Source organism: Shewanella sp. MF05960 (genome assembly GCF_050849305.1).
Classification (GTDB): domain Bacteria; phylum Pseudomonadota; class Gammaproteobacteria; order Enterobacterales; family Shewanellaceae; genus Shewanella.
In genome coordinates this window covers 69,504-92,981 of sequence record NZ_JBOZPS010000012.1, presented here as the reverse complement: position 1 = coordinate 92,981, position 23,478 = coordinate 69,504, and the positions used below count along the sequence as shown (strand labels likewise).

Below are 23,478 nucleotides of genomic sequence, written 5' to 3'. Positions count from 1 at the left end.
ATTAAGAGAGGCCAAGGCCATGAGTGAGCAAAAGTTAGCGTTAAACGAATACTTAAAAATCGACAGTGATTATTTACGCGGCGACATCCAGGGTGGGTTAGATACCCAGGTGACGGGATCGTTTAGTGATGGCGATCAGCAGTTGATCAAATTCCACGGTTTTTATCAACAAGACGACCGCGATTTACGTAATGAACGTAAAGAGCAAAAGTTAGAACCATTACATAGCTTTATGCTACGTGCTCGTGTACCTGGCGGTATTTGTACCCCACAGCAGTGGTTAGAAGTGGATAAAATTTCATCTACGCTAACCACCTCAAACAGCATTCGTTTAACCACACGTCAAACGTTTCAGTACCACGGCATTCCTAAGCGTAATTTAAAAACCTTGATCCAGGGTCTTGATCGCGCTGCGCTAGACTCTATTGCCGCCTGTGGTGACGTAAACCGTAATGTGATGTGTAACCCAAACCCAGTTGAGTCTAAGTTACATGCGCAGGCTTATGCGGTTGCCAAGCATTTATCTGACCATTTATTACCACACACTCGCGCGTATGCTGAGATTTGGTTAGATGAAGAAAAGCTATTAGGCACCGAAACGGTAGAGCCGGTTTATGGCAAAACTTATTTGCCACGTAAATTTAAAATGGCTGTTGCGGTTCCGCCACATAACGATGTAGACGTGTATACAAACGATCTTGGTTTTATCGCAGTAGCAGAAGCTGGCGAGTTAATTGGTTTTAACTTGGTAGCGGGTGGCGGCATGGGCTCTACCCACGGTGAAGTTGAAACCTTCCCGCGTTTAGCGGACGACTTTGGTTTTATTAAAACGGCTGATGTCACCAAGTTTGCCGAAGCGGTAATGACCGTTCAACGTGACTGGGGTAACCGTGTTGTGCGTAAACGTGCGCGTTTAAAATACACCATTGTTGACCATGGCTATGATGCGTTTAAAGCCGAAGTTGAGAAACGTGCTGGGGTTAAGTTTGAGCCTAAACGTGATGTGATCATTGGCGATCGCGGCGATCGTTATGGCTGGGTTGAAGGTATCGACAATAAATTCCACTTAACGTTATTTATTGAAAGTGGTCGTATTAAAGATATGCCGGGTCAAACCTTGCAAACCGGTTTACGTGAAATTGCCAAAATCCACAAAGGCGATTTCCGCATGACATCTAATCAGAACATGATTATTGCCGGCGTTTCAGCAGAAGATAAAGCTGAAATCGAAGGTTTAGCGCGCAAGCACGGCTTATTAGGCCAGGTGCTAAGTGGCACTCGCGGGCATTCAATTGCTTGTGTGGCATTACCAACTTGCCCATTAGCGATGGCAGAAGCTGAACGTTATTTCCCAGAGTTTATCGATCACATCGATGCGCTGCAGGCTAAGCATGGCATTAGCGAGCAATCAATCGTGGTGCGTATGACCGGTTGTCCAAACGGCTGTGCTCGTCCATTTGCGGCTGAAATCGGCTTAGTGGGTAAAGCCCCTGGTCGTTATAACTTGTATTTAGGCGCCAGCTTTGAAGGCACGCGTTTAAACAAAATGCATAAAGAAAACATTCAAGAGGCTGAAATTTTAGCTGAATTGGATGCCTTGTTTGGCCGCTACGCCACAGAGCGTGATGCTGGCGAAACCTTTGGTAACTTCACAGTGCGCATTGGCGTTGTGAAGGCGGTAATAGACGCCGCTAAGGATTTTCATGCCTAATGAAGTGGTAACGACTGCATCGAAAGGTGCAGGCGTCGATCATAGTGTCACACCCGCTCAACTGCAGGAGTTGTTATCAGCGCCTAAAGCTGAGCAAGTGGCCGCGCTGGAAAGCATTAATCAGTTTTTAGCGGGATTAACGGCTCAGGAGCGGGTTGCTTGGGGGCTAGCGTATTTACCGGGCGAGCATGCGTTATCGTCAAGCTTTGGTATTCAAGGCGCAGTGATGTTACATATGGTCACTCAAGCGCAAAGTGATATCCCAGTGATTTTAACCGATACGGGCTATTTGTTTCCTGAGACATACCAGTTTATTGATCAGTTAACTGAGCGCTTAAATCTCAATCTTAACGTGTACCAGGCTGAGCAAACTCAAGCGTGGCAAGAAGCGCGTTTTGGTAAGCTTTGGGAGCAGGGGATTGATGGCCTAGAAAAGTATAACCGCATCAATAAAGTTGAGCCTATGCAGCGTGCATTAGCTGAGCTCAATGTGAGCACCTGGTTTGCGGGGTTACGTCGCAGTCAGTCTAGCACCCGTGAAGCATTGCCTATTTTAGCTATTAGTGGCAAACGTTTTAAGTTGCTGCCCATCATTGAGTGGAGCAACAAAGACGTGCACATGTACTTAACTGAACATGACTTACCCTATCACCCATTATGGGAGCAGGGGTATGTGTCGGTAGGCGATACTCACTCAAGTAAACCACTTGAGCTTGGTATGAGCGAAGAAGAAACTCGTTTTAATGGTTTACAGCGAGAATGTGGTCTGCACTTCGATATCTAGCTTAACCTCTTTCATCCGCGCGATAGAATATTATCGTGTTATATCATCCATCTGCAATTTGCAGATGGATGATAATCAAATTTTTATCCTCGTTTTACTGCTTGGTTATATCCTCTTTTTCTCCCCGTGATTTTTGTCATGCAAAAGTTTGAATTGTTAGCGCAGCTTGGTAGAACGATTATTCAATTTTGCGTCCATATGATTGCGAAAAACCGAGTGTGGGTCTGCGAAAATAGAGGTAACAATCGCCCACATTCCACATGACGGTTTAGATGAAATAATCGCGATAAATAAAAACGTTAAATTTTATTTAAATTTTTATGCATCGATGCCGATAGTAGTCTAGATTTAGATGTTCCCGTAGACGGTTTTTGTCGACGTTTTGGGATTGTTTTTGCAATCCACGTACCTTCAAAAGCTTCGCTCGCATCCTCGAGCACTTTGATTGACTTGTTAGCGTATAAGCAATCATTTGAGTTAGCCCCGATAACCCTGATGTACATGGGTTATCGGGTAGCCTCTTAATCGTTAAATCACATCTCCTCTCTCTACGTCATCATTTGTTTTGCTCAGCTATCGTCTAATTTAATTGTTATTATTTTGTTTATTTTTTTGTGTTTAGGCCTCAGCAGATGCCAAATGACTCAATTAATGTTAAATTAATCCGCTGTTTATCGATGTAATTGATAATTCACACTTAAAGAATTTTAACGCTAACTCATTTCAAGGAAGAGTTAACAGTCATATAAATTGGAGTTTATAGATGAATAAAATGGCAATTGCTGCTGTGGTATTAGCCGTCGGTGCTGGTGGATATTTACTAACACAACAAGGTGGTTCGGTAAGTACAAGTGACCCCATGCTTGATTACATCCCCGCAGACACATTAGCGTTTTCAGGACAATTAGCGCCATTCCCACTAAAAGACTATTTATATAGCATTGCGGGTAATTACCAAGCTCAGGACATTGATGAGTTACTGCAAATTGATGATAGCTCAAGCCCACAAGCGCGCTTCTTTGTAAGCTTATACAAGCAATACATGACATTACTGCCTACACCAGATGCATTGCTTAGCACTTATGGTTTAGCTGATTCGATAAAAAGCTATTTTTATACACTCGGTGCATTGCCTGTGATGAAAACTCAGCTAAGCAATCCTACTGCATTTTGGGCTGAGCTTGACCGTGCAGAGCAAGACAGTGGTTTAGTGCATACCACTGGTAAGGCTGGCGACAGTGAATACCGCGCCTATGCGTTAACCGATGCCGATGACAAAGAGCAAATCAGTATTATCTTTTCTGAAAAGCAAGGTTGGTTAACGGTCACGTTAAATACTTCAGTAAATGATGTGGCGCTGCTTGAAACCGCACTTGGTGAGAAAAAAGTCGATAACCCACTAAGTGGTACCACGATGTTACAAGACATCGCTAAAACACACGGTTTTATGCAAGACAGCATTAGCTTCATTAACCATGTTGAACTGGTTAAAGGATTAACAACCACCGACGGCAACATGCTGGCTAAACAAATTAGCAAAATGGCTGCAGCACAAGGTGAAGACCCACTGGCTGAGCTTAAAACACCGACTTGCCAAGCGGAGTTTTCGGCTATTGCAGCTAACTGGCCGCGCACAGTAATGGGGCTCAACAGTTACTCTATTAGCCGTGCAGAAAGCACCATTGATGCTGCGGTTGTGGTTGAAAGTAATAACCAAGTTATTCTGTCTGCGTTGAACAAAATGCGCGGCTTTATTCCGGCGTTTAATAATAGCGACCACGAAAATATTTTATCGCTTGGATTAGGCATTGATGTTAATCAATTAGCGCCAGCATTGAATGAAATATGGAAAGACTTACAAGCGCCATCTTATCAGTGTGAAGCTCTTGCACAAATGCAAGGTGAGCTAGATGAATTAAACCCTGCAATGGTCGGCATGATGACCGGCATGGCCAACGGTGTTAAAGGTATTAGTGTGACGCTAGCTGATTACAAGTTAGCAGAAACCAATGGTGAACCAAGCTTTGAGAAGCTTGATGCCTTAATCAGTATTTCGGCTGATAATCCAATGATGTTAATTGATATGGCTAAGCCATTCTTTCCACCGTTGGCGAGTATTGATCTTAAAGACAATGGCGACCCAGTTGATATCACTCCAATGTTGATGTTACCTCCAGAGTATGGTGTCAGTGCGAAAGTGGCTATTAAAGGTAATCACCTTGTGGTTTACACTGGCGACAGAGGCACCGAACTGGCTGATGGCCTTTACACGCAAACATTAGACGCGAATGGCTTCTTTGATTTTGCCGTCGATTATCAAAAAATGTTTATGCCGTTAGTGGACATGATTGAAATGAGCGGTGAGCCAATGCCAGAAGAGTTATCGGTATTAAAAGATTACGACATGCGGTTAAAGATGTCTGTCGACTTTACTGATAAAGGCATTGTGATTGGTTCTAAAGTGAACAGCAAAGCCAGCGCTGAGTAGTTCAAAACCAGCCTCAACAAGCAAATAAAAAGGTGACCGAATGAGGTCACCTTTTTTGTCTTTAACCTAAATTCAGGTGAGTTATAAAATATCGTTTAACGCAATACCAATACCAAAACGTTGATTATGATGGTTGTAGTCGATAAGGCTTTCGCCGTAACCATTAAAGTATTGAGTATATATTCGCAGATTACCGATAATAGGATAACTCCAGGTTAACTCGACTGCACCACGATTTGGCGATTCAAAGTTATTACGCAGTAACATCGTAAAACGATGCTCATCTAGGCCATACACACCCGTGAGCTCAAAGTTACCCATGTAGTCGTTAATATCAGGGTTATCATCGCCATCAGCTGAATTAGGCATTTCTTTCTCGTCTTCGGGAATACGCCACCAGACTTTTAATCCTAGCGCGAATGGGCCTTTATCAAATACGGCACTGCCGTAAATGCGGTTCCAGCTGCGCGATAATTCAGTCGTTTGGCCGTTAGATTGATGCACTGCACCAACTCCTAAAAATGAGTTAGTAAAACCACCAATTTTCCAGTCGTTGTTAAACAGCATAAACACTTCAGGTTCGTGGTTAGTTTCACGAAACGGCGACGAAGCATCTTGGTTGTACACTTGCCAATAGGACTGATTAGTATAAGCAAAAAATAAATGGCCGTTGTCGCCAAACACGTTATACCAAACCGGAAACTTAAAACTGATTTGAAACTTAGCTTCTAACTTATCAATGTTAATGTCGTCGTCGGGGTATTTCGCTTCAAATGGTGCAGGGTTCGTTCTGGTTTGATACGTAACCGGCAACAAGTAGTTAGCTTTATGCGGCGTGAGCACAAAAGGCTTTTCTGAGGTAGCAAGTTCTCTTTTAACACGTTCTTCTACTAGTGAATCTTCAGCCAATGCGCTATTGATACTGCCAAGCATTAACAGTGACATTCCAAGGTATTGCGTGCTTTTTTTCATTGCATTATCCATTAGCAAAATAGTCAGTATGAATTCTTTGATACACATTGTTATCAATTGTGCCGCTTTTGTCGAACAAAGTTCGTTTTTGTGTGCTTATCGGGGTAGCTTATACGTTTTGGTGTCGTAAATAGATTAATTTACGGCTTATTCTTTTTGGTTATAAAAACTAACTTTTTACTATTGTATATGGAATATAGAAACCGCTATATTTGAACATAGTAAATTATCTTGAGGTAGATGTGATGGAATTAGTATCGATGCCGGGTCAGAAGGCCAAAGGCAAAGTATGGTTAGTTGGCGCAGGTCCTGGTGACGTTGAGCTATTAACCCTAAAAGCCTATCGCATTCTTAAAAACGCTGATGCAGTGCTATATGACGCATTGGTGAGCCAGGATATTTTAGATCTTATTCCCAACAGCGCTGAAAAAATTGCCGTAGGTAAGCGCGCGGGTAAACACAGTGCCGCCCAAGATGAAATTAATCAGCTATTAGTGACAAAAGCGTATACCCGTAAAAACGTAGTGCGTTTAAAAGGTGGCGACCCATTTATTTTTGGTCGTGGTGGCGAAGAGCTACAAACATTAGTGGCATCAGGCATTGCCTTTGAAGTTGTACCGGGCATTACCGCTGCCAGCGGTACATCTGCTTATGCCGGTATCCCGTTAACACATCGTGATTATGCACAAGGTGTCACGTTTATTACCGGACATTGCCAGTTAGCCAGCCGCCCAATGGATTGGCAAGGTTATGCCAATCCTAACAATACCCTGGTGGTTTATATGGGGATTTTAAATGCCAATATTATTAGCGAAGGGCTCATTGGCGCAGGTAGAAGCGCTGATACACCTGTGGCTATCGTGTCAAAAGCCACGACATCATCGCAACAGCGCTTTATTGGTAAATTAGGCGAGCTTGCACAGTTAGCAGCCGATCCCGCATTACACATGCCAGCATTAATGATCATTGGCGAAGTGGTTGAGTTAGCAGACACTTTACACTGGTTTGAGCCCAACACTGAACAACATGTGATCGATTTAGAGGCTGCAGCCAAAGCGCTGTAGTCACACAATTTTAACCCGCTGTGTAGACAGCATATTAGGTAATGGAGAATCATCATGGCAGGCCGTTCGTTAAGCCATTTACAACAACTGGAAGCTGAAAGCATCCAGATCATCCGCGAAGTTGCCGCCGAGTTTGATAACCCTGTCATGATGTATTCGATAGGTAAAGATTCATCGGTGATGCTGCACCTTGCACGCAAAGCGTTTTATCCAGGCAAAATTCCATTCCCGTTGCTCCACGTCGATACCGGTTGGAAATTTAAAGAGATGATCGCTTTTCGTGATGCCCAAGCTAAGGCGTTTGGTTTTGAGTTATTGACTCATACCAACCAAGAGGGTGTTGAGCAAGGTGTTGGACCCTTTACCCATGGAAGTGCTAAACACACTGACATCATGAAAACCCAGTCTTTAAAGCAAGCGTTAAACAAATACGGTTTTGATGCTGCTTTTGGTGGCGCCCGTCGTGATGAAGAAAAGTCTCGCGCTAAGGAACGTGTGTATTCGTTCCGTGACAAACACCATCGTTGGGACCCTAAAAACCAACGTCCAGAATTATGGCGCACTTATAACGGCGCGGTAAACAAAGGCGAAAGCATTCGTGTATTCCCATTGTCTAACTGGACTGAGTTGGATATTTGGCAATATATCTATCAAGAAAACATTGAAATTGTACCGTTATATTTTGCCGCACCTCGCACTGTGGTGAATAAAGGCGGACAGCTCATCATGAAAGATGATGACCGTATGCCTGTAGAAGCCGGTGATGTTGAGTCTGTTGAGCGCGTGCGTTTTAGAACCTTAGGGTGTTATCCGTTAACAGCCGCGATGCCATCTGAAGCTGATACGTTAGAGAAAATTATTGAAGAGATGTTGCTTACTCGCTCAAGTGAACGACAAGGCCGCTTAATCGACTCGGACCAAAGTGCGTCGATGGAGCACAAGAAACGTCAAGGTTATTTCTAATTAACCCCGCGGGCAACGCCACTAGACCTAATTTGAGTGAGAGAGATGATGGATAAAGCAACAGCAAATACCGACCGCATGGCAGCAGAGATCCAGCTGCATGGTGTAAAAGAATACTTAGCCTTACAACAAAATAAAGGCTTATTACGCTTTTTAACGTGTGGCAGTGTTGATGATGGTAAAAGTACCTTAATTGGCCGTTTACTGCATGACAGCGCTCAGATTTACGAAGACCAGCTAGCCAGTTTAAAAAATGACAGCGCTAAAATGGGCACCACAGGTGAAGCGATCGATTTAGCGTTATTAGTTGACGGCCTGCAAGCAGAGCGCGAGCAAGGCATTACGATTGATGTGGCTTATCGTTACTTTTCAAGCGAAAAGCGTAAGTTTATTATTTCCGATACGCCTGGCCATGAGCAATACACTCGTAACATGGCAACCGGTGCGTCTACATGCGACCTCGCTGTTATTTTGGTTGATGCGCGTTACGGCGTTCAAACGCAAACTAAACGTCATGCGTTTATTGCTTCACTTCTTGGTTTGCGTCACTTTGTTGTCGCAGTAAACAAGATGGATTTAGTGGGTTTTGATCAAACTGTATTTGATAACATTCAGGCAGATTTTGCTGACTTCGTAAAAGACTTCGGCGACTTAGATATTCACTACGTGCCGTTATCAGCATTAAATGGCGACAACGTGGTTAACCGCAGCACGCAGTGTGATTGGTATCAAGGTGGTACCTTATTGGAACTACTTGAAACGATTGATACTCAGCGCGAGCTTAGCGAGTTACCGGTTCGTTTTCCTGTGCAGTATGTTTCTCGCCCTAACCTAGATTTTCGTGGTTTTGCAGGCACATTAGCTTCTGGTGTGCTTAATGTAGGTGATGAAGTTGTCGCACTTCCTTCAGGCAAGCGCAGCAAGATTGAACGCATTGTGACCTTTGATGGTGACTTGCAAGAGGCTGTAGCAGGTCAAGCTGTGACTATTACCCTTGAAGATGAAATTGATATCTCTCGTGGTGATTTGTTAGCGAAACCAGACAGTGCACCAGAAATGGCTAACCATATCGTGGCAGACTTAGTGTGGATGGATGAAAAGCCATTACAAATCGGTCAGTTATACGATGTAAAAGTGGCGGGTAAAAAGACTCAAGCTGTTGTCAGTGAAATCGAATATGTTACCGATGTAAATACCCTTGAACGCAGTGCAGCGACTACGTTGAGCTTAAACACCATCGCGAGAGTTAAGTTAGATCTTACAGAATCGATTGTATTAGATGCATACAGCTTAGTGCGCGATACTGGCGGAATGATTTTAATCGACCGTTTATCAAATGCGACAGTCGCAGCCGTAATGGTTGTGAGTGGTCATCAAGGTGATAAGCAAACCAATACTGAATTTAGTGCATTTGAAATTGAGTTTAATGCGTTGGTCCGTAAGCATTATCCACACTGGAATGCCCGCGATATTAGCGTACTTGGAAAATAATTAATGAGCGAAATATGGTTGTTAGCGATTATCTTGTTAGCACTGGTCGGCGGGCTCCTTGCTGGGCTTGCTACTCCGGCCGCCATGTTTTTTTTCGCTTCATTATTGTGTTACATGCTCGGGTTGGTGGATTTAAATGTCAGCCTGAGTAGTTTTACCAATAACGGCTTAATCACACTTGTGCTCTTGGTGCTTGCCGCCACAGCGCTCGAGAAAACCTCTTTGTTAGGTAAATTAAGCCAAGTGATTGGTAAAGGTTCGCTGTTTTCAACCCTAGCTAAACTCGGTGTCTCGACAGCATTGTTGTCATCGTTTACTAACAATACTGCCGTTGTGGCTTCGCTTATTGGTGTTGTGCGCCGAAACCAAGCACATGCACCGTCTAAGCTGTTATTACCGTTAAACTATGCTGCCATTTTAGGTGGCACGTTAACGTTAATCGGTACCTCAACCAATCTTATTGTTAACTCATTTGTGGAAAATGCGGGCTTAAAGCCATTAGGTTTTTTTGAATTTTCACAGGTGGGTGCACTGTTGGTGGTGGGTGGATTAACTTTACTGACCATTCTCGCTAACTTTTTACCCGACAGACGCGAAGAGTCAGAAGACGAGGCATTGCCTTATTTGCTTGAAGCTCACGTAGCTAAAACCTCCACCCTGGTGGGCAATAGTGTTATCGATAACCGCTTACGTGCACTTAAAAAACTGTATTTAGTTGAATTAGAACGCAGTGGTATTCGCATTTGTCCTGTGCCGCCACAAATGGTGTTGCAAGCAGATGATGTATTGCGATTTAGTGGCGCGGTGGAGTCGGTCGAATTATTGCATCAATTTGATGGCTTAGAATGGTTTGGTAAGCAACACGCTAAAGGCCAAAACTTGGTGGAAGCGGTGTTAGCACCATCATCAAGTTTAGTGGGTACGAGCTTAAAAGACTCTCGATTTCGTGAAGTGTTTGACGCTGCAGTCATGGCGATTCGTCGTGGCAATATGCCGTTAAAGGGTGGCCTGGGTGACATCGTATTACAGCCTGGAGATGTATTGCTATTAACCCCAGGCGATCGTTTTTCAAAATGCCCCAATTTAACCACAGATTTTGCGGCCATTAGTGGGTTAGACCTCAGTGTCCGGTTAGATGAAAAACGTGGTAATTGGGTGTTAGCGGGATTTGCATTAACTATCTTAGCGAGCATTTTTGAAGTATTACCCTTAGCCAAAGGGTTAGTGTTATTACTGCTCAGCTATGTGGCGATTGGCGCGGTAACGTTAACTGAACTAAAACGACGCTTCCCGCTCGAGTTGGTGGTTATCGTCGGAAGTGCGTTAGGGTTAGCCAACCTAATGGTCACCACAGGCCTCGCAGATCAAATGGCTCAGGGCTTACTCAGTGTGTTTAGTGGTTATGGTGTATTTGCTGCTTTTGTTGGCGTGTATTTTATCACTTTGATTGTCACTGAACTGATAACCAACAATGCTGCTGCGGCGTTAGCGTTCCCGGTCGCTTATGCGATAGCCATAAGCTTTGGTGTTGATCCTCGCCCATTTATTATGGCGGTAGTGTTCGGCGCAAGCGCGAGCTTTATTTCTCCTTACGGTTATCAAACTAACCTGATGGTATACAACGCGGGCAACTATAAACTCAGCGATTTTGTGCGTTTAGGTTTACCATTATCAGTTTTGTATTCCGCCATAGTGTTAATGGCTGTACCGTATTTTTTCCCGTTTTAGTATGAGTTTTCGTGCGGTGTATATTGCCGTAGATCAGGAGCTGTTATGAGCAATATTGTTTGGCATCAACATTCGATAGACCAAGCCGCCCGAGGGGCGCAAAAAGGCCAAAACCCAGTGTTGTTATGGTTTACTGGTTTGTCTGGTTCTGGCAAGTCAACGCTTGCTGGCGCCTTAGAGAGGGCGTTATTTGAGCATGGTTTTCATACCTATTTGTTAGACGGTGATAACGTTCGTCATGGCTTATGTAAAGACTTAGGTTTTAGCCTTGAAGACCGAGATGAAAACTTACGTCGTGTGGGCGAAGTGTCTAAATTGATGGTTGATTCAGGCTTAGTGGTACTGTCGGCGTTTATCTCACCCACCCGCGAAGAGCGTGATCGCGTCCGTGCATTATTTCCTCAAGGTCAATTTGTTGAAGTCCATGTTTCAACGCCATTGAGTGTGTGTGAATCGCGAGATCCTAAAGGGTTATATGCTAAAGCGCGTAAAGGCGAAATTGCTAACTTTACCGGTATTTCATCACCATACGAAGTGCCTGAATCTGCTGAGTTAACCATAGACACCAGCAAAGGCGATCTTGGTACTCAAGTGAATGGCTTATTAGCTTATTTAAAAGCAATCGAAGTGTTAAATCCACCGAGACAAATAGCGGGTGCGGGAATTTAAGCTGCACTAAATTGATGAAATAACGATAAGATGTCAATTAACCTATGAAGCTTATTCAGCCCCTGCTTGATGACAGATATAGTCGCCCTGAGTGCTCTGGCTATTGAGATGAAACGAGGTGGGAGTGCTTTTAAGACTGTGACCTATTCAGGTCAACCTTACGTTGTTTTTCAAGGGTATGCTCGTTTAAGGAGAGATTTAACCGGCAGTCGTTATTTGGCTAACAATCCCAAAGTTATTTCATTGGGGATTGGTAAATTGGGTGCCTTAAAATCTATTACTAAGGGGAGTATTCTTACCATACTGATTTCAGGTGCATTTTACTCTTTAGAGCAAATGATGAATGATACCAGAACTTGGCGTCATTTTGTTGGTGGAATGGCCGTTGATATTGCAATTGTCTCTGCTAGTTCATTGATTACTTGGGCTGCGATAGGTATCGCCGGTACAGCAGCTTCATTAACTATTGGTTCAATGGTAGTAATTGTCATCGTAGGTGTGGTTCTGGCTGTCGTGACTAATTTATTTATAGACACTAATTATTGGTCAGATAAAATAAGTCAATCATTGTTATTGGCTGAAAAAAATCTTATTAATAATGGGGATAGGTTGAGCGCTGAGGCTAATCGTTTAATCGATGATTATAATCATGATCCTATGCGTTTTTTACATAAATTATTTGGGATCCCTTATTTTTATGGAAGCCTAAATGAGTGATAAATCAGATATTATTCACGATGAGTATAGTGATAAAAAGAGATATAAATTCTTAGCCATATTCTTAATTTTTTTATGTTGCCTGGGTATTTATGGTACTTTTTTAGGATTTATAGAAGAATATAGTGTTTTAGAAAAGATTAATGAAAAGGCTATTTATATCGGGCATAGAAGCTTTGCTATTGGTGCGTTTTGGGTGGTGCCATTTTTGATTGTATCTTGTTATTTACTGTACCTAAGATTAGTGAATAAACTGACTATTCAAGTGCAGATGTGGCTTGTTAAAACAGCCGGATTTGGATTGGTTGCTTGGTTTTTGACTTGTAGTGTTTATGGTTTTTGGCTTGATTCACACCTCAGAATAAATGGTTATACTCATTGTTATTGGTATGATTCTCCAGCTCGAGGCAGTCCAACGATTTGGGTAGAGTCGGAGCGTTTTTGCCAGAAGAGAGCTTCAAACACTCGGATTGAATTATTTAACTATTTTGACCAGCAAGATGCATTAAATCGTAAACCAACAGATAAAGAGTTAAATGCAGAGATAAAAAATATAGTTGAAAATAGTATTTTTTATAAATATCAGAATGATCTGCTTTAGTATTGTATATAAATGGTAATTTAAATTTGATGTAATGATTATCAAATTTGAAATCAATCACTTAAAAGCTGAGCTTAATGTTCAGCTTTTAAGTAACTTAATATTAAATTTACACCAATACTTTTTTCATCACTCTTTGCCAGTTTCCGCCCATAAAACGATCGCGATCAGATGATTTAAAGCGCGCTTTTTTGAGTGCGTCGTCGATGCGGCTCATGCGATCGATATGATTAAACTCTGGGATCACCACATGCTTAGGTTCTACATCAAAACCGAGTACGTTTCTACTCTGTAAACTGTGCCACCAGTCAAGGTACTCTTTTACCCCTTCGCTATTATTGTTGTTTAACGCTAATAAATTCTCTTGGCCCCGCAGTGGGAAATCATTGGCTATCGCCACGCAATCCACACCACCGATCTTGGCGACATATTCAAGCTGATCGATGTAATCTTCTATGGTTGGAGTGGGGTTGTTTGTGAGCCAAAAACTCATCATAAACACCCCAAATACACCGCCGCAGTCGCCTATTGCACGAATAACCTCGTCTGACGAGCAGCGTGCATGATTGACAAAATGTCTCGCAGCGCCATGGCTTAGCACAATAGGTGATTGGCTAGCCTTGACGGTATCAAGCGCGGTTTGTTCGCTTGAGTGGCTAACATCAATCATAATGTTTCTTTGATTAAGCTCTGCGATTAGCTCAACACCCGCAGCGCTAAGAGGCTCATTAAGGCCCTGGCTGCCATTGTTGTCTAATGCGCCACCTGCAAAACGATTACCGTAGTGATGGGTAAGCTGTAATACCCGCAACCCGTGTTGATGCAGTGAGTCTAGCTGTGGCCAAAGTGGAGGCTTGCCATTGGTTGAAATGCCATCGGCTTCAACACAATCAGCACCTTGGATTTGAAAGTACACTGCTGTGCGTTGTTGTGCTCGAGCCTTGTCTATATCGGCGCCTGTGAGGCCTTGCAAGTAAACGTCAGGGTTAGCATTAACTGAGCTTGCTGCTTGTTTAATGCTGTTAATACAGGCTTGATAAGTGCGTTTATAGTTTTTGGTGCCATCGCTTTGCTCGATGGTTTCAATTGCAGAAATGTCAGCAATAAAAGCATCGAGTTTTGAGGCTTTAACATCATTGATGTCATTGGGTAAAAACGATAGCCCGTCAACATACAGACGGTGAGATTGAGCTCCCCATGCAGGAAGCGTACAAAGTGGACTTAATAATGTGGCTGCTCCAAGGCCTTTTATGATGTGGCGGCGTGTTGGGTTGCAGACTTTTAGGGTCATTATTATTCCTTAGTTGAGGCCGATATTGGCGGCACTTTTTTAGGTGACACTCTCTTTTGCATAACGTTTTATTGCTTCGGCTAATGCATTGAGGCCATTTGTTCGTGATGGACTTAACTGGCCACTAAGGCCTAAGCGATCAAAATAAGCTGATACTTCGAATTGGCTGATTTGTTCAGTGGTTTTACCCTGGGTTGCCACAAGTAAAATGGCAATCAGTCCTTTGACTATCCGCGCATCGCTGTCAGCGAGATAAAAATGCTGGCCGTTGTGCTGATGATGATATAACCAGGCCTGGCTTTCACAACCTTTAACTTGAGCATCAGCTTGCTTGAATTCATCGGCTAATGTCGGTAATTGTTTACCGAGTAGCATAATGTGACGATATTTGTCTTGCCAGTTTTTGGCTTGCTCTATCTGAGTGACTGCCGTAGATAGCTCTGCAGGTAACGAGATAAATAACTGACTTTCTGGTGTATTAGTTGCACTAATTTGGGTCATTAACTGTGTTGTCTCATAAAGCGCGTAGGTTGCCAAGTTATAACAGTAACTCTTTTACCGTAATTAACGCATGAATAAATTGATCTATATCTTGCTTATTAGTATAGATGCCAATTGAAGCGCGGCAGCAGCCGGCTAAATTAAGATCGCTCATTAATGGCATAGCACAATGATGGCCGCAACGAACGGCAACCGCTTGTTGGTCTAGTAATATACCAACATCCTGGTGATGCTCATTCGCTACGTTAAACGCCACAGAGCCAATATTATTATGCAGTGGGTTATCTGCAATGCCGTACAGGGTTATATCACCCAAGCTAAGCAGTTGTTGCTGTAAATAACCCATTAGCTGTTGTTCGTGGGCTTTAATGTGCTGGCGCGGTATGTCTTGTAAGAATGTGATTGCCGCGCCTAAGCCTATGACTTCTGCAATGGCTGGTGTGCCCGCTTCAAGTCTGTTTGGCAACTCACCATATTCAGTACGATCAAAGCTAACGGTTTTGATCATCTCGCCGCCAGTGAGCATGGGGGTTAATGCATCTAGTTGTTCAAAACGACCATATAAAATACCTACACCAGTAGGGCCATACATTTTGTGGCCTGAAAACACATAAAAGTCGCAATCAATGTGTTGTACATCGATATCAAGGTGAGCAATAGCTTGTGCGCCATCAACTAAGGTTAGTGCGCCGACGGCTTTGGCTTTTGCGACTAGCTCATTGACTGGGTTTAATGTGCCCAAGGCATTTGACACATGACATAGGGCAACCACTTTAGGTTTTAGGGCTAATAATTGATCAAAAACGGTTATATCCAGTTGCGCGTCAGTTGTCAGCGGGATCTGTTTGATCACCGCACCGGTGCGTTTAGCAAGCTCTTGCCAGGGCACGATGTTGGCATGATGGGCTGCAGTATCAATTAAAATAATATCATTAGCTTGTAGGTGCGCAGTTAAGCCGTATGCCACCATATTGATTGCTTCAGTCGTGCCATGAGTGAAGATAATTTCTTGCGGCTTTGCGGCATTTATAAAGTGGCCAACCTGCTGCCTTACCGCTTCATATTGGCTGGTAGCTCGAGCCGATAATTGGTGCGCTGCGCGATGAACATTGGCATTGTTGAGCTGATAATACTCATTCATTGCATCTATTACAGCCTGAGGTTTTTGGCTGGTTGCGGCGGTGTCTAAATAACATAAAGGATGATCGCCTAGGGTCTGTTTGAGTGCCGGAAATTGATCGCGAATGGCAGGGTGATCAAATGGCGCTTGCGAGGGCAATGGGGATATCGACTTCATGAATATGGGGTTCTTTATCAAAATTAAAGGCATCAAGATCTTCAGTGATCTTGATGCCTAATGCAAGGTTTGTCGGCAATTAGCGTAATGTTAACCGCGAGCCAATTAACCTAATGCAGCGAGTTTACGGACAAGGAAAACGATACAGTGTTGATAGTTCATTAATCCTAACCATTAATTCCGTCGATAATGTCACTTTATGGCTGTCGATATTTTGTTTGAGCTGATGCAAGTCTGTTGCGCCAATAATGTTAGAGGCCACAAATTTACGGCTATTAACAAACGCTAAGGCCATTTCTGTTGGGGTTAAGCCAAACTCGCGCGCCAGGTCGATATAGGCCTGAGTGGCTTGTAATGCAACTTGTGTGCTGTTGTAACGAGCAAAACGCTTGTATACCGTTAAGCGCGCGCCTTCCGGCCATTGATCATTTTCATATTTACCCGTCAACATCCCAAATGCCAATGGCGAATAAGCCAGTAGTGGTACGTCTTCGCGGTGACTGATTTCAGACATGGCTATCTCATAACTGCGATTGAGTAAGTTATAAGGATTTTGCACACTCACAATACGCGGTAAATCGTGCTTTTCAGCCAACTTAAGGTATTTCATAAAGCCCCAAGGGGTTTCGTTCGAAATCCCAATATAGCGGACTTTACCTTGTTTTATGACTTCAGCGAGGGCTTCAAGGGTGTCTAAAATAGGCGTGTAATGTTCATCTTCATCGTGCTCATACATCATTTCGCCAAAGAAATTGGTATTCCTGTCAGGCCAATGCACTTGGTATAAATCGATGGTGTCGATTTGTAACCGACTTAATGAATCATCCACTGCTTGATGTACATTGCGCCAGTCTAGGGCCATATTGTCGCGAATATAGTCGCCTTTGCCCCCAGGCGCGGCGATTTTAGTGGCGATAACGAGCTCGTCACGATTACCTTGCGCTTTTAAGTAGCAACCTAAAATGCGTTCAGTTTCGCCTTGAGTTTCAGCTTTGGGTGGCACTGGATACATCTCAGCGGTATCAATAAAGTTAACGCCTTGGCCAATGGCATAGTCAAGTTGAGCGAAAGCTTGTGCTTGGGTATTTTGTTCACCCCAAGTCATCGTCCCAAGGCAAATTTTACTCACCTCAAGCGTAGAATGTCCGATACGTTGATATTCCATTACCTTCCTCCTATGGAATGTGCTTAATTTTAGGCTACCAAGCTTTTGCATCCTTGCAAAGCGCTATCAAACGGTTAGGAGAGGACTGCTTAAAAATTACTCTAAAGTAAGCTGAGTAGTAGGTAAATTAATGGAATGCTTTTTAGCTATAAGTCCATTATCATGGCGATTTCGCAGGCATCGTGACCGGTTTCGCCTAAATGCTGACAGTGTTTAAATCCTAATTTTTCATAGAGCGCTAAGGCTTCAACTAACACCGCTGTCGTTTCTAAATACATTGATTGATATTGCTGGTTTTTAGCAAATTCAATGCATTGACGAGTGAGCTTTTTGGCCATACCCTGGCCGCGGATGGCGCGGTTAAAATACATTTTTTGCAGTTCGCACACGCCAATATTCCCCGCAAGCGCTGCAACGCCGGCGCCGCCAACGACCTTACCTTGGTATTTAATCACCCAATATTGTGAGCCTTGTGCTTGATACACTTTACTTAAGCTGTCGAGGGTTTTATCTGCCACGCTAAAGCCTTTGTCTGGGGTTAAGCCGTATTCTGCCGACACTTCACGGATAACAGCAGCTATCGCGGCATCATCTTGTGCTGTGAGTGGACGGATTATGGCATCGACGCTGTGGCTTAAAGTACTAGAGTGTTGAGTCATTAAATAATTCCGCATTAATAAAGGGATTCATGGCCAGTAACAGCGCCTGAGTATAAATGCTTTCACGAGTGGCTAAACCTTGGGTCAGCAAGCCTATCGCGCCGCCTTTTTGTTTAATATTTTGGGTGCTAAACATTCGGTCCATCACATGGCCGAGTTCTTCGCCCGCGGCTAGAGCATCATATACGGTCGACGGTAAGGGTAAGTTGGCGCTACGGCCGACCGATAAAGTGCCATTACTGATAATCGCCATATATGCAAACGTGGCTGGACCATGATCAAAATGATCTACGCCGCCTTCCATTGCTACATAAAAGTCTGCAGCTTGTGCCTGTTGTTGGCAATATCGAGCGCGATTAATGGCGCCTAGTTTGGTTTCGGCTTCGGTCATCGGTTGTTCTGCCACTTGCGAGGGGGCATGCATACCTTGGCAGCGCACAGTGCTGTTGGGGTAATACTGCGCTATGGCGTTTTTGGCAGCATTTATTTTTACTGGATTGGTAGAGCCGACAATGATATCGATGCAATGAAGATGGTCGTGTTGAATTGTTGTCATAAGTTGTCGTTATTCGTTGTTCAATATTTGTTATTCAATATTGGATTTATCGGGTAGTGATATTCACCACTTTGTGTTGTTTTAGATGAAGTTTTAATTTTTTAGCTCAATGAGTATTATCATAAAATAATTATAAGCGATTTAAAACAACAGCTTACTTTTTTGGTATGAAACCTGCTTAGTGATAGTTATATATGGTGATGATATGTATTAGTCAGTTTGCGACTAACCTTGTGTATCAGCCTATTCTATTTCGAATCTCTTTTAAAAGGAATTTAACCTATGTCTATTCGTATTGCGACTATTAGCCTAACTGTAGGTTTAGTATTAGGTGCGACGATTTTTGGCGCGTCATACACTGAAGCTGAGTCGATATTCTCGTTAACAGATTCTGCCGACGTGAATGCAGAACTAACTCATACCCAACAAAAAATGACCCTAGACAGCCAATCACTAAACCAATTAGTGGCTAATACTGGCGCGGGTAAATTAACCGTTAAAGGGGTAGAGGGGCAAACACACATTGAAGTCACGGCCGATATTTATACCGATAAAGACAGTGACGATGTTGAGATTGAATTAACCTTAAACAAACAAGGCGACAATGGCATGTTTGTTGCCGATATTCAGTCTGACGGTTTTATGGAGCAATCTCCTTTTATCGATGTGTTACTGACTGTACCAACGGCTTTAGCACTAGATATTACCGACGGTTCTGGCTCGATTAAGATAACTGATGTAGCGGCCGCCATTAAACTTAAAGACGGCTCCGGTAGCATTGTGATGGACCATGTCGGCGAAGTGACGCTGGCTGATGGTTCTGGTTCAATTAATATGAAAAATGTGAATGGTGATGTGACCTTGCAAGACGGTTCTGGCTCTATCAACATCTCACAAGTGGTAGGTGATATTGAGGTGAGCGATGGTTCGGGCTCGATTAATATCGATCAGGTTAACGGTAAAGTCACCATTAGTGATGGTTCTGGTGGCATTAATGTCAGTAATACTAAAGGACTTGAGATTGTGAGCGCAGGCTCGGGCGGGGTGAATCATCAGCATATCGATGGCCCGATTATCGTCAACTAGTCATATTGTGCGTTGTTGTTTTGATTGATTTGAATAAACAATCAGCAAAACCTGCCTATGTTGTAGGTTTTGTTTTAAAGCCAAAATTAATCGTGGCATGATGTGAATTTGGCAAGGATAAACCACAATGGCAAAGAAGTATTATGTAGTTTGGGCAGGGCGCGAAACGGGTATTTTTACCAGCTGGGATGTGACCAAACGTTCCGTTGATAAGTTTCCTCAGGCTAAATACAAATCCTTTACCACTGAAGCTGAAGCAAAAGCGGCTTTTGCCAAGTCGCCGCACAGCAGTATTGGCAAGGCAGCCGCTAAATCATCGGTCACTAAAACGACAAGCCCTAAGGCGAAAACGAGCACCAGTACTGCAACCCAAGCGTCTAACAATGCGGTACTGTCGCAGTTTGATGTAGTGATTTACACCGATGGCGGTTGTGAGCCCAATCCGGGTAAAGCGGGTTCTGGTATTGCAGTATATCGTCAAGCTCAACTTGCCGAGCTATGGTATGGTTCATTCAACCCTAATGGCACCAACAATACCGCAGAGCTTAATGCATTACATCAAGCCTTATTGATGGCTAAAACGGCTTTAGATGCCGGGCATAGCGTGCAGATTATGAGTGACTCGCAATATTCTATTAAGTGCATTAGCGAGTGGGCTTACGGTTGGAAGTCAAAAGGCTGGACCCGCAAAGGTGGCGAAATCGCTAACCTAGATATTATTAAACAAGCGCATGAACTTTATGATGCGATTAAAGATAAGCTCACCATTCAACATGTTGCAGCCCATATCGGCATTGAAGGTAATGAGCTAGCCGACAGAATGTCAATCTATGCCATTGATCAACAGCACACCGCTTTTAGTCAATTTAAGCCACCATTGGATATCGGTAAAATATTAGCATTGCGTACAGGCTAATTTCACTAACAAAAAAGCCGGATTGCTCCGGCTTTTTACGTTTTAAAAGGCTGCTCAATTAAGGCTGCTCAATTAAGGCTGTTAATTGAGCTTTTGCTTAATGCTCACACAACGCTGTTCTTGTTGGCGAGTTTCAAGCAGTGCGCGTCTGGCCAGTTTTGATAAACCGGTTTCGCTGTTTAACACCTGACTAATAGCATCAATATTGCTTGAACTGCAATCGGTTGGAATTAATTGCGCTGCAAAGCTGCGCATAAACACCGGCCCTTTATCGTCCATTAGCGCTAAGTTTGCAAAGCGTTGATCGGCAGTGGCTGCACTCAATAGCTTTTGCTCGGCAGGATAAAGGTTATACATAGCAACGCGTACCTTTGAAAATGCCATGCTGTCGTTATGTTCAATGGTATTTAACCACTGGCGCTTAAGGGATGATTGTGGGCGGACAACTTCGGCTGCAATCGCGGCCTTTTCACCAGAGTCAGATTGATCAAGGTGTTTCTCTTTAGCCAAGAATGCTTGAGCATCACCGTAATCATAACGGTTTAGCTGGCGGATCATGGCCCAGCGTAAGTCTTGATCTATGCTTAAGCCTTTAATGTGGCTCTTGCTTTGCAGTAACGATTGAATATGCTCAAGCGCATCGCCGTGGCTTGATAAGCTGATGTAGGCATCGAACCAACGACGTTGAAAATCACGATTACGGTAGCTTTCCATGCTCATACGCAAACTCATTTGGCTAAGTGCTTTTGATATTTTGCTGTTATAACTGGCATGCATCGGCGCCATAAGGTCAAGGTAGTTTTTGGCTCGCTGCATGTTATCCAGCACTTGACCTAAAATGGTGTAATCTTTTTCGAGCGGCGCATTAATCAGGGCAATATTTAAGAATTGATCCAGTGATGTTTTACCGTCAATCACGCTGTCCCACATACTTTGCCATAACATCGAACGTAATAACGGATCGCTCACTTGGCTCAGTAATTGTTTGGCGGTCGTGTATGATTTTTGATCTAATTCGACTTTAACAAAACCCCAATCGTCGTAGTTTGGATAGGCTAAATCTGGGCAAATCTCGCCAATCAATTCGTTGACTTCGGTATAAGCCCCTTTATAAGTTACCGCAATAGACTGCAGCATTTCTAAGCCATAACGTTGCTTGCTAAACAATCCAATTTGTACACGTTGCTCACGTAACGTTGGGTGTTGGCTGTCTTCTGCGGTTTGTATTATTGCAAATGAGTCTATTTGATTGCCTTGGCAAGTGTATTGCGCCTTGATGGTGTTAACGCCTGCTGCGTATAACCATTCTTTGGTCCATAGCGATAAATCGCGGCCACTGGCTTTGGCTAAACTGTTAATAAAATCGTTGAGTTCGGCATTTTGATAGCTGTATTGTTTTAAATATTGGCTAACGCCACTGCGGAAAATTTCTTCGCCTAAAAGATGTCGCAGCTGTTTAATGGTCGAGGCGCCTTTTTGATAGGTGATGGCGTCAATGTTATCAAATGCATTTTGGCTAGTGGCTACAGGTACTTCAATTGGGTGAGTGGTGACTAAGCTGTCTTGATGATATGCCGCTTGTTTACCAGAGGCATAAAAGGTGCGCCAAGCATGGCTAAACTCGGTGGCTTCGCTGGTGGCCAATGTGCCCATAAATGAGGCGAAACTTTCGTTTAACCATAAGCCGTTCCACCATTTCATGGTGACTAAATCACCAAACCATTGGTGAGCCATTTCATGCATGATAACCCCGGCTAAACGCTCTTTTTGTTCGGCGGTCATTTTGGCATTAAATAAGAAACGATCTTCTGAGAAGGTAATTGCGCCCGCATTTTCCATCGCGCCGTATAAAAAGTCTGGCACTAGCACCTGATCGTACTTTTTGAACGGGTAAGGAATACCAAAATAGCGGTCAAAAAAGTCTAAACCTTGTTTGGTATAGGTAAACCAATCTTGTGGTGTCACTTGCTCGGCAACCGATTGACGCGAGAATAAGCGCATCGGATAGCGGCCAGAATTGTCTTCCCAGACTTTATAAGGGCCCGCATGCATCGAGAAGTTATATGGGCTTAATTTAGGCGTAACAGGGAAGGTCCACAGGTTGGTATCGCCTTGATCGACCACATTAGTTTCACGCATGGCGCTGATCACTTGCCAGTCTTTGGGCGCGTGTACATTAATTTGGTAGGTGGCTTTTAAGTCTGGCTGATCAAACACGGCAAACATTTGTTGCGCGGCCGCAGGCTCAAAATGCGAGTATAAGTAAACTTTACTGTCTATTGGGTCAACAAAGCGATGTAAACCTTCGCCATTGGTGCTGTGCTCACGAGTAAACTCGACTGCAACAGTGTTGTTGCCGCTCACCAATAAACTTTGATTAATAACGATGTAAGCGCCGTTGTAGTTAGGGTATACCTTGGTGCCGTTAATGATAAATTGTTTAATGTTGGCTTTATTGAGATCGAGCGTTAACGATTTAGGCACACTGCTTAGGTCAAAGTGTACTGTCGAGATGGCACTGAATTGACTGTGTTCACTTAAAAAGAAGGTTAAATCGTATTGTACATTTGATACCACATTGGCACGTGCTTGCGCTTGCACCTGGCTGATATAAGCCGAACCGTCACGTTGTAACGATGAGGTTGAAAGTGAGCTACTGCAGCTGAACACGCTGGCACAACATAATGCAACAAAAGCGGTTTTAATAACCCGTGGACTAAACAATTCAGTGGATAACAATTTCACGTTAGTGTTCCTAACTTATTATTGGGTGTATGAAAAAGCCGACATCAATGTCGGCTTTATTGCTATGTGCTTGT

Annotated in this window: 20 protein-coding genes; 12 read left to right on the top strand and 8 right to left on the bottom strand. The window is 43.5% G+C overall.

The window, feature by feature from the left end; translation table 11 throughout:
* Positions 1-19 precede the first annotated feature (19 nt).
* The 3 genes from cysI (at position 20) to ACROAE_RS13465 (ending at position 4,983) form a co-directional block, all read left to right on the top strand.
* A complete protein-coding gene (cysI, locus tag ACROAE_RS13475) occupies positions 20-1,711 on the top strand; it encodes an assimilatory sulfite reductase (NADPH) hemoprotein subunit (RefSeq protein WP_432402562.1) in 1,692 nt (563 codons plus the stop codon).
* Positions 1,704-2,495, top strand: coding sequence for a phosphoadenylyl-sulfate reductase (locus ACROAE_RS13470; RefSeq protein ID WP_432402560.1), 792 nt, complete (start codon positions 1,704-1,706; stop codon positions 2,493-2,495). Before cysI ends, ACROAE_RS13470 begins: the two co-directional genes overlap by 8 nt.
* Positions 2,496-3,258: 763 nt before the next feature.
* Positions 3,259-4,983 carry a hypothetical protein gene (locus ACROAE_RS13465; protein WP_432402558.1) on the top strand — a complete coding sequence of 575 codons (1,725 nt, stop codon included), beginning with the start codon at positions 3,259-3,261 and terminating at the stop codon, positions 4,981-4,983.
* Between the two features lie 81 nt (positions 4,984-5,064).
* Here the strand turns inward: ACROAE_RS13465 and ACROAE_RS13460 are convergent, their stop codons facing one another.
* The gene (locus tag ACROAE_RS13460) at positions 5,065-5,955 is read right to left on the bottom strand and encodes a phospholipase A (RefSeq protein ID WP_432402556.1); all 891 of its coding nucleotides are present in this window, start codon (positions 5,953-5,955) and stop codon (positions 5,065-5,067) included.
* A 245-nt stretch (positions 5,956-6,200) separates the two neighbouring features.
* Here ACROAE_RS13460 and cobA point away from each other — a divergent pair, with 245 nt between their 5' ends.
* From cobA to ACROAE_RS13425, 7 genes are all read left to right on the top strand, one after another.
* On the top strand, positions 6,201-7,019 hold the full coding sequence (gene cobA / locus ACROAE_RS13455; RefSeq protein WP_432402554.1) for a uroporphyrinogen-III C-methyltransferase: 819 nt from the start codon (positions 6,201-6,203) through the stop codon (positions 7,017-7,019).
* A 54-nt stretch (positions 7,020-7,073) separates the two neighbouring features.
* Positions 7,074-7,982, top strand: a complete 909-nt coding sequence (cysD, locus tag ACROAE_RS13450; protein WP_432402552.1) for a sulfate adenylyltransferase subunit CysD — start codon at positions 7,074-7,076, stop codon at positions 7,980-7,982.
* Positions 7,983-8,030: 48 nt separating this feature from the next.
* On the top strand, positions 8,031-9,473 hold the full coding sequence (gene cysN, locus ACROAE_RS13445) for a sulfate adenylyltransferase subunit CysN (RefSeq protein ID WP_432402629.1): 1,443 nt from the start codon (positions 8,031-8,033) through the stop codon (positions 9,471-9,473).
* A gap of 3 nt (positions 9,474-9,476) precedes the next feature.
* Positions 9,477-11,201, top strand: a complete 1,725-nt coding sequence (locus tag ACROAE_RS13440) for an SLC13 family permease (protein WP_432402550.1) — start codon at positions 9,477-9,479, stop codon at positions 11,199-11,201.
* Between the two features lie 45 nt (positions 11,202-11,246).
* A complete protein-coding gene (gene cysC / locus ACROAE_RS13435; protein ID WP_432402548.1) occupies positions 11,247-11,870 on the top strand; it encodes an adenylyl-sulfate kinase in 624 nt (207 codons plus the stop codon).
* A gap of 69 nt (positions 11,871-11,939) precedes the next feature.
* Entirely contained in the window at positions 11,940-12,587 is a 648-nt protein-coding gene (locus tag ACROAE_RS13430; protein WP_432402546.1) for a hypothetical protein, read from the top strand.
* Positions 12,580-13,188: a hypothetical protein gene (locus ACROAE_RS13425; protein WP_432402544.1), complete on the top strand. Its 609-nt coding sequence runs from the start codon at positions 12,580-12,582 to the stop codon at positions 13,186-13,188. The genes ACROAE_RS13430 and ACROAE_RS13425 overlap by 8 nt, the downstream gene beginning before the upstream one ends.
* A gap of 109 nt (positions 13,189-13,297) precedes the next feature.
* Here ACROAE_RS13425 and ACROAE_RS13420 read toward each other — a convergent pair whose 3' ends face one another.
* The 6 genes from ACROAE_RS13420 to yjjX all read right to left on the bottom strand — a co-directional run bounded on the left by ACROAE_RS13420 (position 13,298) and on the right by yjjX (position 18,657).
* The gene (locus ACROAE_RS13420) at positions 13,298-14,479 is read right to left on the bottom strand and encodes a membrane dipeptidase (RefSeq protein WP_432402542.1); all 1,182 of its coding nucleotides are present in this window, start codon (positions 14,477-14,479) and stop codon (positions 13,298-13,300) included.
* A gap of 39 nt (positions 14,480-14,518) precedes the next feature.
* Entirely contained in the window at positions 14,519-14,980 is a 462-nt protein-coding gene (csdE, locus tag ACROAE_RS13415) for a cysteine desulfurase sulfur acceptor subunit CsdE (RefSeq protein ID WP_432402540.1), read from the bottom strand.
* A gap of 37 nt (positions 14,981-15,017) precedes the next feature.
* Entirely contained in the window at positions 15,018-16,277 is a 1,260-nt protein-coding gene (locus ACROAE_RS13410; RefSeq protein ID WP_432402538.1) for an aminotransferase class V-fold PLP-dependent enzyme, read from the bottom strand.
* Between the two features lie 124 nt (positions 16,278-16,401).
* Positions 16,402-17,442: an NADP(H)-dependent aldo-keto reductase gene (locus tag ACROAE_RS13405; RefSeq protein WP_432402536.1), complete on the bottom strand. Its 1,041-nt coding sequence runs from the start codon at positions 17,440-17,442 to the stop codon at positions 16,402-16,404.
* Between the two features lie 146 nt (positions 17,443-17,588).
* Complete coding sequence (locus ACROAE_RS13400; RefSeq protein ID WP_432402534.1) at positions 17,589-18,101, bottom strand: GNAT family N-acetyltransferase; 513 nt, start codon at positions 18,099-18,101, stop codon at positions 17,589-17,591.
* Positions 18,085-18,657: an inosine/xanthosine triphosphatase gene (gene yjjX / locus ACROAE_RS13395; RefSeq protein ID WP_432402532.1), complete on the bottom strand. Its 573-nt coding sequence runs from the start codon at positions 18,655-18,657 to the stop codon at positions 18,085-18,087. Before yjjX ends, ACROAE_RS13400 begins: the two co-directional genes overlap by 17 nt.
* A 282-nt stretch (positions 18,658-18,939) precedes the next feature.
* Here yjjX and ACROAE_RS13390 point away from each other — a divergent pair, with 282 nt between their 5' ends.
* Both ACROAE_RS13390 and ACROAE_RS13385 read left to right on the top strand, forming a co-directional pair.
* Complete coding sequence (locus ACROAE_RS13390) at positions 18,940-19,743, top strand: hypothetical protein (protein ID WP_432402530.1); 804 nt, start codon at positions 18,940-18,942, stop codon at positions 19,741-19,743.
* A gap of 127 nt (positions 19,744-19,870) precedes the next feature.
* The gene (locus tag ACROAE_RS13385) at positions 19,871-20,659 is read left to right on the top strand and encodes a viroplasmin family protein (RefSeq protein ID WP_432402528.1); all 789 of its coding nucleotides are present in this window, start codon (positions 19,871-19,873) and stop codon (positions 20,657-20,659) included.
* Between the two features lie 81 nt (positions 20,660-20,740).
* On the opposite strand, the gene pepN is transcribed toward ACROAE_RS13385, so the two are convergent.
* A complete protein-coding gene (gene pepN, locus ACROAE_RS13380; RefSeq protein ID WP_432402526.1) occupies positions 20,741-23,404 on the bottom strand; it encodes an aminopeptidase N in 2,664 nt (887 codons plus the stop codon).
* Positions 23,405-23,478: the final 74 nt, after the last annotated feature.